Genomic DNA, 14007 nt, shown 5'->3' with positions numbered 1-14007 from the left:
CGGCAGCGGCGGGCCGCACGCGAGGCAAGAAGATATTCGGTTTGGACCCGGATATGGCAAGCAGGTAGCAAACTGTTTCAACGGCCGGGCGGCTATCCTCGCTCGTCCCGGATCGGCGCATCGCTGTCTTCCGGCAGCAGCATCTGCGGCACTTGCGTCAGCGTCCACACGCCGCCCGAACGCTCCAGCAGCCAGATCATGTCGAAACGGCTCTCCGGCCAGACGTCGGGCACGCCGCGCGCGCCGATGGCGCGGGCCAGTTCGGGCAAGGTGTCCTGCCGCCAACTGACCAGCACCGCCCCTTGCGCCGCGGCGCTGCACAGCGTGTCGGCCGCCTTGTCGAAGGGCGGGTCGGAGGCGAACTCGTCGCGCACCGCCAGGTTAAGGGCCGCGGCCAGCGGCTTGACCGTATCCACGGGCCGGGTGCTGCGATGCCGCGGCGTGGTCGCCGCCGCGAAGATGAACCGCGGCCGGCACAGCCCGCGTTCGCGCAGCAGGTCCTCCGATGACATGAAATACGCCGCCAGCAGTTGCGCGCGCCGCTCGCCCCGCGAGCTCAGGCCGTGCCTGCCGCCCGCGCCGGCAATGTCCTGCGCGTAGCGGGATTCGCGCAGGGGCTTCTCCGCATGGCGGATAAGCATGATGGGATGGGAAGTGTTCATGATGGGTTCGGCACCGGGTGATGCCGGCTAAAAAAAGAATGGCAATGACGCCGCCCGCAAACCTCGCGCCCGGCCGCCACGATGAACCTGCATGGGAAACGCGCGGAAACGCCGAATTACCGAATTACCGAATCGCCGAATCGCTGAACGGCTCGCGCACCGCTCCGTGGCAGCGTACCCGTAACGGCCATTCTTGCGAAGGAAGCGCCCCCTATGCCGGCCTATCTAGGGTTTTCTCCAGCTTCCACCCTGTGCGGCGCACCATAGAATTAACTGGTTCCATTTTTCAAGACACAGTTCCATTTTACGGAACTCGATAATGAGCATTCTCCAACAATGAGCATTCTCGACAGCGCCACGGATGTCCTGCGGCTATTGGCCCATAGCGGCCGCGATCTCACCGTCACCGACGTGGTCAACCACCTCGGCGTCCCCAAGAGCAGCGCATCGCGCGTACTGAAGCAGATGATGGCGTGCGGCCTCCTGGAGCGCGATGCGCGCACCCTGGCCTACCGCCCCGCCCTGCTCATACTCGAACTCTCCCATCAGGTGCGCTCGTCCTCCTCGATCCTGGATCGCATGGAGGACGCCCTGCAAGCGCTGGTGCGGGAAACCGGCCATACCGCCTACATCTCGGTGCTGGATGAAACCTGCCGCGACGTGGTCGTGCTGCGCGTGCGCCACGGCTCGCACCCCTTGCGCGTCGTGACCTGGCCCGGCCACCGCTCGCCGGCGGTCGCCGTGTCGACCGGCCGCACGCTGCTGGCGCGCATCCCCGACGACACGTTGACGCGCCTCTATGGCGAACACTATCCCGTGGTGCCGGCGCGCGCGCCCGGCGACCTGCCCGCGTTGCGCAAGCGGCTGGAGCAAGTGCGGCGCGACGGCTGGTCCATCGCCATGGACGAAGCGCTGCCGGGCGTTGGCTCCATCAGTTGCTCGGTGGCCGATCCGGAGAGCGGCGAAACCCTGGCCTTTTGCCTGAGCTTTCCCGTGCCGCAGGAAGATCAGGACTTCGTCGACGCCCTGACCCAACGGCTCGTCGGCCACGCCCGCGCCATCGGCCGCGCGGCGGGAGATGAATTCTGGACGGCGCGGTCCTGATCGCCAGCGGCATAGCGGCATGCCGTCGCCGATGTGAGTGAGCACCAATACGAACACCGATACGTACACCGATACGAAATCAAGGGAATCCATGCAAACACCGTCCCATCCTCGCGCCCTGGCCGGCGGCACGCTGGTGCTGCTGGCGCTATTGAGCGTCCTCGGCGCCATCATCGGCATCCAGTTGCTGACCTCGCTGGGCGTGACGCCCAATACGTCCATCATCGGCGCGCTCATCGCCATGCTGCTCGCCCGCGTGCCGCTGTCCGCCCTGAACCGCTTCCGCTCCGTGCACGAGCAGAACCTGGCGCAGTCGGCCATTTCCTCGGCCACGTTCGGCGCCGCCAACAGCCTGCTGCTGCCCATCGCCATTCCCTTCCTGTTCGGCCGCAACGACCTCATCGTCCCCATGTTCATCGGCGTTTCCCTGGCGATGCTGCTGGACGGCTATCTGCTGTACCGCATGTTCGACACGCGCATCTTCCCCGCCTCGGGCGCCTGGCCGCCCGGCACCGCGGCGGCGGAAGCGATCAAGGCGGGCGACACCGGCGGCAAGCAGGCGGCCCTGCTGGGCCTGGGCATAGGCGCGGGCGTGGCCGGCAGTTGGCTGGGCGTGCCGATGTCGGCCTTCGGAACCGCGTTCCTGGGCAACATCTGGGCGCTGTCCATGTTCGGCATCGGCCTGCTGGCGCGCGCCTATGCCCAGCCGATCGCCGGCGTGGACATCAACGCCATCTACCTGCCGCACGGCTTGATGATAGGCGCCGGCCTGGTGGCGCTGCTACAGGTCATCGGCCAGATCCGGCAACGGCGCGCGCCGGAAACCGCGGCCATGGCGACAGCCGCGGCGTCCGCGCCCGGCACCGGGCAGATCGCTTTCGAACTCACGAAAACCCTGCGTTTCGGGGCCATCGCCTATATCGTGCTGGCCGCGCTGATCGCGCTGGGCAGCGGCCTGTATGCCGAGATGTCCCTGCCCATGCTGGTTCTCTTCATCGCCTACGCCGCCTTCGCCGCCTTCGTGCATGAGATGATCGTCGGCATCGCGGCCATGCACTCGGGCTGGTTTCCGGCCTTTGCCGTCGCCCTGATCACCCTGCTCATCGGCATGCTGCTGGGCTTCCCGCCCATCGCCCTGGTCATGCTGTGCGGCTTTTCCGCGGCCACCGGCCCGGCCTTCGCCGACATGGGCTACGACCTGCGGGCGGGCTACATGCTGCGGGGCAATGGCGCGGACCCCCGCTTCGAACTCGAAGGCCGCCGCCAGCAACTCGCGGCGGGCATGCTGGCTTTCGTCATTGCCATCCCGATGGTGTATTTCTCCTTTGGCGCCTACTTCGCCCAGAACCTGATCCCGCCGGTCGCCAAGGTCTATGTCGCCACCATCAAGGCAGGCATCGCGCCCGGCGTAGCCGGCAAGCTGCTGATGTGGGCGATCCCGGGCGCGCTCATCCAACTGGCGGGCGGACCGCGCCGCCAACTGGGCGTGCTGCTGTCCACCGGCCTGCTGATCCTGAACGCCAGCGCCGGCTGGGCCGTGCTGGTCGGTATCCTGCTGCGCATCCTGATCCAACGCCGCTGGGGCGAGTCGGCCCGCGGCAAGGCCGAAGTCTTCGCCGCGGGCTGCATCGCCGGCGACGCCCTCTACAACTTCTTCAATTCCATGGCCCGCGCGCACCTGAAGTCCAAGTAAGCCGCCACGCCAACCACGACAAGGAAACCTCATGAGCCTCTCCCACACCCTCAAGGCCTACGACGCCCTCGATAGCGCCTACTGCAGCGGCCAGACGGTCGTCGACCTGCTGTCCCCCTATGCCCAATACGCCAAGGTCACGGTCAAGACGATCGAAGGCCCGAAAGGCAAGACCGACCTGGTGCGCGTGCAAATCGCCGGCACCGAAGGCAGGCATGCCGGCGGCAAGGCCCCGACCCTGGGCATCGTCGGCCGCCTGGGCGGCGTGGGCGCGCGCCCCAGCCGCATCGGCCTGGTGTCCGACGGCGACGGCGCGGTGGCGGCCGTCGCCGCCGCGCTGAAGCTGGCCCACATGCGCCAGCAGGGCGACGCGCTGCCCGGCGACGTGGTGCTGAGCACGCATATTTGCCCGGACGCGCCCACGCGGCCGCACGAACCGGTGGACTTCATGGACTCGCCCATGGACACGGAGACCTTGAACGCGAACGAAATCACGCCCGAGATGGACGCCGTGCTGTCCATCGACACCACCAAGGGCAACCGCATCCTCAACCACAAGGGCTATGCGATCTCCCCGACCGTGAAGGAAGGCTATATCCTGCGCGTGTCCGAAGACCTGGTGCGCATCATGGAAATGACCAGCGGCCGCCCCGCCGTGACCTTCCCCATCACCACCCAGGACATCACGCCTTACGGCAACGGCGTCTATCACCTGAACAGCATCCTCCAGCCCTCCACCGCCACCACCGCGCCCACCGTGGGCGTGGCCATCTCGGCGCAAAGCGTCGTGCCCGGTTGCGGCACGGGGGCCAGCGACGAATACGACATCGCCGCCGCCGTGCGCTTCGCCGTGGAAGTCGCCAAGGAATACACGCGCGGCACCTGCCGTTTCCACGACGAGGCGGAGTACCAGAAATTGTTGAGCCTGTACGGCTCCCTGGCCCATCTGCAAAAGCGCCAATGACCGCGCCAGCCGAGGAAACGACATGAAAACTGCTTCCATGACAACGACCGCGACGACGGCGACGACCGAGACGCACGGCCGCAAGCGCCTGGGCACCTTGACCATAGGCCAGGCGCCGCGCGCGGATATCGCTCCCATACTCGACGCCGCCTTGCCTGAAGGCGTCGAATGCCTGCACCTGGGCGTGCTCGACGGCTTGTCGCGCGAGGAAATCGCCGCCCGCTACGCGCCGCGGGCGGACGCGCCGCTGCTGGTGACCCGCCTGCTGGACGGCAGCTCGGTCACGCTGGACAAGGCCGCCGTGCGCCGGGACCTGGACGGCAAGCTGGCCGAGTTGCAGACGCGCGGCTGCCAGGTCGTGCTGATCCTGTGCACGGGTGAATTCCACGGCCTGGACCTCGATCCGGCCTGGCTGGTCGAACCCGACCGCATCGTCCCGCCCGCGGCGGCCGCCATCGCCGGGGATCGCCAGGTCGGCATTGTCGTGCCCTTGCCGCAGCAGGCCGCCAGCGAGGCGGGCAAGTTCGCCATGCTGGCAAAGCCGCCCATCTGCGAGGCCGCGTCGCCCTATGCCGACGGCCTGGACGCACTGGAGCGCGCGGCCGTCGCGTTGCGAGATCGCGGCGCGCAGGTATTGCTGCTGGATTGCATGGGCTTCACCGAAGCGCATCGCCGCGCGGCCGCGCGGGCCAGCGGCTTGCCCGTGATCCTGTCGAACGCGCTCATCGCCAAACTCACCGCCGAACTGCTGGCCTGATCTTCGGTCCGCGTCCGCATCCCTTCCATCATCGACACCGATTTCAGCCATGAATCTTCTTCTGCTAAGCAACTCACGCTCGCCGGACGGCGGCTATCTGAACCACGCGATCGAACTGGTGCGCGAACTGGCCGGCGCGCGCGCCAAGGCGCTTTTCCTGCCCTTTGCCGGGGTGACCACCACCTGGGATGAATACACGGACAAGGCGGGCCGGGCGCTGGCGCCGGCGGGCGTAGCCTTGACGGGCGCGCATACCGTCAAGCCCGCCGACATCGACGCCTTCGAACTGGTGATCGTGGGCGGCGGCAACACCTTCCAACTGACGCGGGAAGCCCGGCAGCGCGGCTGGCTGCACGCCATCCGGCGCGCCGCCGCCGCGGGCATGTCGTACATGGGCTGGAGCGCGGGGGCCAATCTCGCATGCCCGACGATATGCACGACGAACGACATGCCCATCGTCGACCCGGGCGGTTTCGACGCCCTGGGCCTGATCGACGTGCAGATCAATCCGCACTACACCAATGCCCTGCCTGCCGGCCATCAGGGCGAGACGCGCGACCAGCGCCTCGCCGAATTCATGGCGGTGCGCCCGGAAATGAAGATCATCGGCCTGCCCGAAGGCGACTGGCTGCGCGTGCGCGGCAAGCAGATGCAATTGAACGGCCCCTTCCCCGCCCGCGTCTTCCAGGGCGGCCGCGAAGCGGTGGACGTCGCCCCGCCGGCCATGCTGGCGGAGTGAATGCAAGCCGGCCGGCCAACGCCGAATCGAACGCGAACCAAGCGGAACAAGGAGAATCCCCATGTCCCTGGGCATCATCCGGGTACTCACCACGGCGGACCCGGCCGTGCTGCTGGAACACGGCCGCATCCTCGAACGGGAATACGGCCTGCGCACCATCACGCGATGCATCGAGGATCAGCCCGAGGGCATCTACGACGATGAAAGCCAGGCCATGGCCGTCCCCAAGATCGTCCGCCTCGGCCGGGCGCTCCAGGACCAGGGGTGCAAGGCGCTGTTCCTGAGTTGCGCGGCCGATCCCGGCTTGGCCGAACTGCGCGCGGCGGTTTCCATACCGGTGGTGTCGGCCGGCAGCGCCGCCGCCCGTGTCGCGGCCTGTCTTGGATTGCCCGCGGCGGTCATGGGCATAGGCGCCGCCGCGCCGGCGCCTTTCCGGCGCCTGCTGGGCGAGGACGTCCCCTACGCGCGGCCGGACGGCGTGACGAAAACGATGGATCTCCTGACGCCCGTCGGCCGCGAGGCGGCGCTGGCCTGCGCGCGCCGGCTGCACGAAGAAGGCGCCAAGGTCATCGTCTTCTCGTGCACGGGACTGACCACCATCGGCCTGGCCCCTCGCGTCCGCGCCGAAATCGGCTGCGCGGCGGTCGACGCCGTCAGCGCGGCGGGGATGTTCGCGGCGGAGTGGCTGGGGGCTGGCGCCGTCCCGGGGATGCCGGAAGGCATTCCCGGAAGGCATGCCGGAAAGGAATAGGGGAAATACCGGAAACAGGGAAAGGGGAACTTTCGAACGAATCGTTAAAAATGTTAGCCTACCAAGCTGCGCAGGCGTTTCCCTCCCGGCTGGGCGGAAGAACGCACCGCAAGATAACAACGACATCGTGACGCGATCCCGTGACGTGACCCGAACTCTCCCTTGAAAGGTATGGAGCATCCATGAGCAGTTACCCCGACACTCTCCTCCTGATCGATAACGAATGGCGCGAAGCGCGCGGCAACAAGCGTATCGACGTCGTCAATCCCGCCACCGGCAGCAAGATCGGCCAGGTCGCCAACGCCAGCAAGGAAGACCTCGACCTGGCCCTGGCCGCCGCCCAGCGCGGTTTCGAAACCTGGCGCGACATGTCGGCCCACGAGCGCTGCACCCTGATGCGCAAGGCTGCCCAGTTGGTGCGCGAGCGCGTCGACAACATCGCCCGCCTGCTCACGCAGGAACAGGGCAAGCCGCTGGCCGAAGCCCGCATCGAAGTCGCCGCCGGCGCCGAGATCATCGACTGGTTCGCCAACGAAGCCCTGCGCGTGTACGGCCGCATCGTGCCGGCCCGCAACCCGGCGGCCCAGCAGATGGTCCTCAAGGAGCCGGTGGGCCCCGTGGCGGCCTTCACGCCCTGGAACTTCCCCGTCAACCAGATCGTGCGCAAGCTGGGCGCGGCCCTGGCTTCCGGCTGCTCCTTCCTGGTGAAGGCGCCGGAGGAAACCCCGGCCTCGCCCGCCGCCCTGCTGAACTGCTTCGTCGACGCCGGCCTGCCCAAGGGCGTGGTCGGCCTGGTGTTCGGCTCGCCCGCCGAAATCTCCAGCTACCTGATTCCGCACCCCATCATCCGCAAGGTCACCTTCACCGGCTCCACCCCGGTCGGCAAGCAACTGGCCGCGCTGGCGGGCCAGCACATGAAGCGCGTGACCATGGAGCTGGGCGGCCACGCCCCCGTGATCGTGGCGCAGGACGCCGACGTCGAACTGGCCGTCAAGGCCTCGGGCGGCGCCAAGTTCCGCAACGCCGGCCAGGTCTGCATTTCGCCGACGCGCTTCCTGGTCCACAAGGACGTCAAGGCGGCCTTCGAGCAAGCGCTGGTCAAGCACGCCGAAAGCCTCAAGCTGGGCGACGGCCTGGCCGACGGCACCACCCTGGGCCCGCTGGCCAACGACCGCCGCCTGGTCGCGATGGACAAGATCGTGAAGAACGCCAGCGCCAAGGGCGCCAAGGTCGCCACCGGCGGCGAGCGCATCGGCTCGGCGGGCAACTTCTTCGCCCCCACCGTCCTGACCGACGTGCCGCTGGACGCCGACGTGTTCAACGAAGAACCGTTCGGCCCGATCGCCGCGATCCGCAGCTTCGAGAACCTGGAAGACGCCATCAAGGAAGCCAACCGCCTGCCCTTCGGCCTGGCCGCCTATGCGTTCACCCGCTCGTTCAAGAACGTCACCGAACTGTCGCGCCGCCTCGAAGTGGGCATGGTCTGGATCAACCAGCCCGCCACGCCCTCGGCCGAACTGCCGTTCGGCGGCGTGAAGGACTCCGGCTACGGCTCGGAAGGCGGTCCGGAAGCGCTGGAAGCCTACCTGGTGACCAAGGCGGTGTCCGTGGTCGGCGTCTGATTCCGGCCGGCCCGGCGCGCCGCCGCGATCCGTGGCGGCGCGTCCCGCGGCAGCCGCCGGCGCCGAACGGGGCGCGTGTTCCACCCAGGAACGCGCGCCCCGTTTCTTTTCCCACCCGTCCAACGCCGATGAGCGATAATCACGCCCGCCGGATTGCCCCGCCCGCACGAGACGCGGGCATTGCCGGCCGGCCCCGTGGCCCGCGGCCGTTCCGGCGCATGCGCGTCTTCTCACCGCTACACCTTCACCCACGATGTTTGGGCAGCTTTTCACTACCGTCCTGGCGCCGATCCTTGGTCTTTTCGTCGTCGCGACCGGCAATGGCTTCATTTCATCCCTGACCACCCTGCGCCTGGATTCCTCGGGCGCCTCGGCGATGACCGTGGGCCTGATTTCGTCCGCCTACTTCATCGGCCTGACGATAGGCGCGTTCTTCAACGACCGCCTGATCGCGCGGGTGGGGCATATCCGGGCCTACAGCAGCTTCGTATCGGTCATTTCCGTGACCTTCCTGCTACAAGGCCTGTTCTCGGATCCCGCGTTCTGGCTCATCCTGCGCCTGGTCAACGGCTGGGCGACGCTGGGCGTCTTCCTGGTCGTCGAAAGCTGGCTGCTGCTGGCCGGCACGCCCCGGCAGCGGGGACGGCTGCTGGCGCTGTACATGATCTCGTTCTACGGCTCGACCCTGCTGGGCCAGTTGATACTGGGCGCGGTCGACGCGGCGGGCGCCACCGTGCCCTTCATCGTGGGCGGCATGCTGGCATCGCTGTCGGTGCTGCCCATGGTCATCATCCCGCGCATTTCGCCGGTGATGGAACGGGTCCAGCCCCTGCGCTTCGGCGACCTCCTGCGCACCACCTCCACCGGCGTCGTGGGCTGCTTCGGCTCGGGCGTGGCCATCGCGGCCATCTATACGCTGCTGCCGCTCTACCTCCAGCACGTGGGCATGAACGTCGACCAGGTGGGCAGCCTGATGTCGGCCACCATCCTGGGCGCGATGCTGCTGCAATACCCCGTCGGACGCTGGTCGGATCACAAGGACCGGCAGACCGTGCTGATCGCGCTGGGCTTCGTGTGCGTGGCGGACTCGCTGCTGATCCTCCTGCTGCCGAGCACGCCGGCGTGGCTGTGCGTGCCGCTGTTCCTGCTGGGCGGCGGCATCTTCGCCATCTATCCCGTCGCCGTCAGCCATTCCGCCGACAAGGCCGGCCCCGATGCGCTGGTCCGCATGATCCAGGGCCTGCTGTTGATCAACTCCGTCGGTTCGGCCGTCAGCCCCATGACCATCTCCCTGCTGATGGAGCACGCCGGGGCGGCGGGCTTCTTCTGGGCCATGGCCCTGCTCAACCTGGGCATGGCGGTGTTCTTTGTCTGGCGGCGCGGACGGTCGCCGGCGGGCGCGCCGGTGGCGCCCTTCGAGCCGGCGACGCAGATGTCTCCCGTGGGCGTCGAAATACGCGTGACCGAGGACCTGATGCGCGGCGCGATGGACCAGGCGGCGAGCGAATAGCGACGATGGCCGCCGCCGGATCCGCCACGCGCCTATTGAGAACTGTTATCGTTGCCGCTGTGGCCGCACCGGCGGCCGCCGAAGAAAGGACGACATCATGATGCATCGAGCGACGGCCTTCCTGCTGGGCGCCTTGCTGGCCTGGGCCGGGTCCGCGCAGGCCCAGGCGCAGCACCGCGTGGTAACCCTGGGCGGCAGCGTCACGGAAATTGTCTATGCGCTGGGACATGGCGACCGCCTGGTCGGCGACGACCTGTCCAGCCTGTACCCGGAGGCGGCCACCAAGCTGCCGCGGGTCGGCTACTACCGGGCCACGCCGGTGGAAGGCGTGCTGGCGCTGAAGCCGGACCTGGTCCTGGCGTCGGAGCAGGCCGGGCCGCCCGACGCCATCAAGCAACTGGCCAGCGCGGGCGTGCAAGTGGAGACCGTTTCCGACGAGCCCTCGGTGCAATCCCTGCACAAGCGCATCGGCCGGATCGCTCAAATCCTGGGCGACGAGGCCGCGGGCCGGCGCCTCATCGAATCGGTCGACCGCGACCTGCAAGCCGCCCAGGCCCTGCCGGCCTCGAACGCGCGGGCGCTGCTGATCATGAACCGCACCGGCACGCCGCAAGGCGCGGGCAGCGGCACCGCCGCCGGGCTGGTCCTGCGGCTGGCCGGATTGCACAACGTGCTGCAGGACCAGCACGGCTACAAGACCCTGTCGGCCGAAGCCTTCTCCTCGCTGGCGCCCCAGGTGCTGGTCATCACCAGCACCTCGCTGGAGGCCTCCGGCGGCCTGGACAAGCTGCGCGCCATGCCCGGCATCGCCGGCACGCCGGCGGCCTCGTGCATCGTCGTCATGGACGACCTGCTGGCGCTGGGCACCGGACCGCGCCTGCCGCAAGCGGTGCGCCAATTGAAAGAGACCGATTGTGTCGCTCGCCAGAGTCCGCGGCGCACGCCCGCCTGACGCGCTGAAGGGCGACGCGGCGCTGCTGGGCCTGGCGCTGGCGGTCGTGGCCGTGGCGCTGCTGGCGGCGTCCAGCGGCGCGGTGCGCATTCCGCTGGCCGATGCGCTGCGGCTGCTGTGGTCGCACACGCCGCAAAAGCCCGACGACGAACTCTGGCGCAACGTCCTGTTCAACATCCGCCTGCCGCGCGTCCTGTTCGCCGCGGTGACCGGCGCGGGCCTGGCCGTCTGCGGCGCGGCGTTGCAGGCCCTGTTCCGCAATCCGCTGGCCGAACCCGGGCTGGTCGGCATCTCGGCCGGCGGCGCGCTGGGCGCGGTCAGCGCCATCGTCCTGACCAGCGGGGGCTATGCCGTCATCGCGCCCGCCGCCTTCGCCGGCAGCCTGGCCGCCACCGCCTGCGCCTATCTCGTCGGACGCCGCGCGCCGGGCGTGGCCGGACTGCTGCTGGCCGGCGTGGCGATCAACACGGTGGCCGGCAGCCTCATCGGCCTGCTGACGTATCTGGCGTCGGACAACCAGTTGCGCGACCTGACCTTCTGGAGCATGGGCAGCCTGGCGGGCGCCAACTGGCGCCTGCTGGCCTTCCTGGGGCCCTGGACGCTGCTGTGCTCGGCATGGCTGATCGGCCAATGGCGCGTGATGAACGCATTGCTGCTGGGCGAACGGGAGGCGGGCCACCTGGGCTACGCGCTGACCTCGGTGCGGCGGCGGCTGGTCATGGCCACCGCGCTGATCGTCGGTCCCCTGGTGGCCGCCACCGGCGGCATCGGCTTCATCGGCCTGGTGGTGCCGCACCTGTTGCGCATGACGCTGGGCGCCGACCATCGCAGGCTGCTGCCGGCCTCCATCCTGGCGGGCGCGCTGGCGCTGCTGCTGGCCGACTGGCTGGCGCGCGTCGCGGTGATTCCGGCGGAACTGCCCATCGGCCTGGTCACCAGCCTGGTCGGTGGTCCCTTCTTCCTGTGGCTGCTGGCGCGGGGGCGCAGATTCTGATGACGCTGCAGGCCGACAACATCGACGTGACGCGCGGCCAAGCCCGCGTACTGAAGAACGTATCGCTGTCGGTGCGGCCGGGCAGCATGACGGGCCTGCTCGGGGCCAACGGCGCCGGCAAGTCCACGCTGCTGGCCGCCCTGGCGGGCGAGCTGCGGCCCGGCGCCGGCCGCGTCCTGCTGGACGGCGCCGACCTGCATGGCGTGCCGGCGCGCAAGCAGGCGCGCCGCCGCGCGGTGCTGCCGCAGAAACCGTCGCTGACTTTCGACCTGGGCGTGCGCGACGTCGTCTCCATGGGCGCCTACCCGTTCCCGGAATTGAATCCGGACGAGGTCGACGCGTTGATCGACGGCGCGCTGGCGCAGGCCGGCGTGGCGCACCTGGCCGACCGCCGCTATCCCGAACTGTCCGGCGGCGAGCAGCAGCGCGTGCAGTTCGCCCGCGTGCTGACGCAATGCCGCGCCGCCTTCCGCGACGGCGCGCCGCCCTATCTCCTGCTGGACGAACCCATCTCCAGCCTGGACCCCAAGCACCAGATCGAGTTGCTGCGCACGGCCTGGACGATGGCGCACCAGGACGGCCTGGGCGTCCTGGTGATCGTGCACGACATCAACCTGGCGGCGTACTGGTGCGATCGCCTGGTGCTGCTGGCCGGCGGCACGGTCGCGGCCGCGGGCGAACCCGCCGCGGTGCTCACGCCCGCCCTGTTGCGCGCGGTGTACGACATCGACGCCGACGTGATGCCGCATCCCCGCCAGGCGGGCAAGCTGCTGGTGCTGGCGCGCGAATAGGCGCCGATGAAACATCGCAACGCGGACTGATATTTCCGTACACCGCAGCGCAAGCAAATAGCAAAAAATCGCCGCGGAACGTTCGTCCCGCCACCCCTCACCTACCCCGCAGCGTACGCGCTTCGATGAGCGCGCGGTTCGTCCGGCGCGGCCGCCTGTTCGCGGCCCGTCGAACCGCGGGCCGTCGAACGCCCACGCTATCCGCACCCATGACGCCCAGCCGTCCGATCGCATCCGTGCGAGGACGACGGCCGGCCCCTGGGTCCCGACGCTGCTGCCCCGCTTGCCGCGATCACCATCCTTCTTGGGAAACACCACACACATGAAACGTTATCCGCTCGCATTCGCCATCGCCGCGTCCAGCGTCTCCATGCCGGCGCACTCGGCGAGTGAAGTCAAGCTGTACGGCACGCTCGACGCCGGCTACCAGTATCTCCACATCAAGGGCCTCGGCGCCTCCAACGGCATGATCAGCGGGGGCCAGGGCGCATCCAAGTTCGGCCTGCGCGGCTCGGAGGACCTGGGCGACGGGCTCAGGGTCAATTTCCAGTTGGAGGGCGGCTTCAATGCCGCCAACGGCAAGGGGACGCCGCCCGAGCGCGGCGTGTTCGGCCGCACCACCTGGCTGGGCCTCGAAGGCGGCTTCGGCGAATTCCGCATGGGCCGGCAGACGCTCGCCGCCAGCGCCATGACGGACATCTTCAGCCCCTTCGGCGCCAGCTACAGGCTGGCCGGCGCCGGCAGCGCGATCAACAGCAACACCACGCCGCGCGCCGACAACACGCTGAAGTTCATCACCGCCGACCTCGGCGGCTTCCAGGCCACGGCCAGCTATTCCTTCGACGCGCACCTCGCGCAGAACAAGGACGGCCTGCACCCGTCGCTCCTGGGCAAGGACGCCAGGGACCGCGTATTCAGCGGCGCGGCCAGCTACGGCGGGGCGGCCTGGAAGGTGGCCGCCTATTACCAGGAAACCTCGCTGGAATCGCGCACCAGCACCCGCGGCATGCACTACGACGTCTCCCCGCGCGAATACGGCCTGGGCGGCAAGGCCTCGTTCGGCCCCGCCACCCTGCATGCCGGCTGGGCGCAGCACCGCGACGCCTACATCAACGGCGTGCATCCCAACAACCTGGGCCAGGCCGCCGTGTTCCGGGGCGGCCTGGTCAACGGCTACACGCTGGGCGCATCCTACGAAACCGGCGCCGGCAAACTGCTCGGGCAGGTGCAGTGGAACGCGCCCAACCGCAACGTGCGCCGCTTCGGCAAGCGCGCCCACGACCAGAAGGTGTACAGCCTGGGCTACAGCCACGACCTCAGCAAGCGCACGAACGTCTACACCTACGTCGCCTATCTCGACGGCGCGTGGTTCGACAAGGAGTGGAACGCCACGCAGTTCATCGTGGGCATGCAGCACCGCTTCTGACCGCTTCCGACCGCCTGCGATCGTGTGCCGCCGAAGCCGCCG

At 68.8% G+C, this 14007-nt stretch carries 13 protein-coding genes; 12 read left to right on the top strand and 1 reads right to left on the bottom strand.

What is annotated here, in order from left to right; translation table 11 throughout:
- Positions 1-92: 92 nt before the first annotated feature.
- The gene (locus CAL29_RS03580; protein ID WP_094851603.1) at positions 93-662 is read right to left on the bottom strand and encodes a hypothetical protein; all 570 of its coding nucleotides are present in this window, start codon (positions 660-662) and stop codon (positions 93-95) included.
- A 336-nt stretch (positions 663-998) separates the two neighbouring features.
- On the opposite strand from CAL29_RS03580, the gene CAL29_RS03575 reads away from it, so the two are divergent.
- The 12 genes from CAL29_RS03575 (at position 999) to CAL29_RS03520 (ending at position 13965) form a co-directional block, all read left to right on the top strand.
- Positions 999-1766 carry an IclR family transcriptional regulator gene (locus tag CAL29_RS03575; RefSeq protein ID WP_094851602.1) on the top strand — a complete coding sequence of 256 codons (768 nt, stop codon included), beginning with the start codon at positions 999-1001 and terminating at the stop codon, positions 1764-1766.
- A 91-nt stretch (positions 1767-1857) separates the two neighbouring features.
- Positions 1858-3459 (top strand): OPT/YSL family transporter, encoded by a 1602-nt coding sequence (locus tag CAL29_RS03570; RefSeq protein ID WP_094851601.1) that lies wholly within the window; start codon positions 1858-1860, stop codon positions 3457-3459.
- Between the two features lie 31 nt (positions 3460-3490).
- On the top strand, positions 3491-4423 hold the full coding sequence (locus CAL29_RS03565; protein WP_094851600.1) for a DUF1177 domain-containing protein: 933 nt from the start codon (positions 3491-3493) through the stop codon (positions 4421-4423).
- 22 nt (positions 4424-4445) lie between these two features.
- Entirely contained in the window at positions 4446-5180 is a 735-nt protein-coding gene (locus CAL29_RS03560) for an AroM family protein (RefSeq protein WP_256977168.1), read from the top strand.
- Positions 5181-5229: 49 nt separating this feature from the next.
- A complete protein-coding gene (gene pepE / locus CAL29_RS03555; RefSeq protein WP_094851598.1) occupies positions 5230-5919 on the top strand; it encodes a dipeptidase PepE in 690 nt (229 codons plus the stop codon).
- Positions 5920-5980: 61 nt separating this feature from the next.
- Positions 5981-6670 carry an aspartate/glutamate racemase family protein gene (locus CAL29_RS03550; RefSeq protein ID WP_094851597.1) on the top strand — a complete coding sequence of 230 codons (690 nt, stop codon included), beginning with the start codon at positions 5981-5983 and terminating at the stop codon, positions 6668-6670.
- A 182-nt stretch (positions 6671-6852) separates the two neighbouring features.
- Positions 6853-8292 carry an NAD-dependent succinate-semialdehyde dehydrogenase gene (locus tag CAL29_RS03545; RefSeq protein ID WP_094851596.1) on the top strand — a complete coding sequence of 480 codons (1440 nt, stop codon included), beginning with the start codon at positions 6853-6855 and terminating at the stop codon, positions 8290-8292.
- A 253-nt stretch (positions 8293-8545) separates the two neighbouring features.
- Positions 8546-9802, top strand: a complete 1257-nt coding sequence (locus CAL29_RS03540; RefSeq protein WP_094851595.1) for an MFS transporter — start codon at positions 8546-8548, stop codon at positions 9800-9802.
- A 97-nt stretch (positions 9803-9899) separates the two neighbouring features.
- Positions 9900-10754, top strand: coding sequence for a heme/hemin ABC transporter substrate-binding protein (locus CAL29_RS03535; RefSeq protein WP_373559691.1), 855 nt, complete (start codon positions 9900-9902; stop codon positions 10752-10754).
- Between the two features lie 52 nt (positions 10755-10806).
- The gene (locus CAL29_RS03530) at positions 10807-11748 is read left to right on the top strand and encodes a FecCD family ABC transporter permease (protein WP_094852683.1); all 942 of its coding nucleotides are present in this window, start codon (positions 10807-10809) and stop codon (positions 11746-11748) included.
- Complete coding sequence (locus CAL29_RS03525) at positions 11748-12539, top strand: heme ABC transporter ATP-binding protein (protein ID WP_094851594.1); 792 nt, start codon at positions 11748-11750, stop codon at positions 12537-12539. Before CAL29_RS03530 ends, CAL29_RS03525 begins: the two co-directional genes overlap by 1 nt.
- Before the next feature lie 322 nt (positions 12540-12861).
- Positions 12862-13965: a porin gene (locus CAL29_RS03520; protein ID WP_094851593.1), complete on the top strand. Its 1104-nt coding sequence runs from the start codon at positions 12862-12864 to the stop codon at positions 13963-13965.
- Positions 13966-14007 lie beyond the last annotated feature (42 nt).

The sequence above is a fragment of the Bordetella genomosp. 10 genome, assembly GCF_002261225.1.
In the GTDB taxonomy this organism is placed as follows: domain Bacteria; phylum Pseudomonadota; class Gammaproteobacteria; order Burkholderiales; family Burkholderiaceae_B; genus Bordetella_C.
The sequence above is the reverse complement of the archived record's forward strand: the minus strand, read 5'-3'. Positions and strand labels throughout refer to the sequence as shown.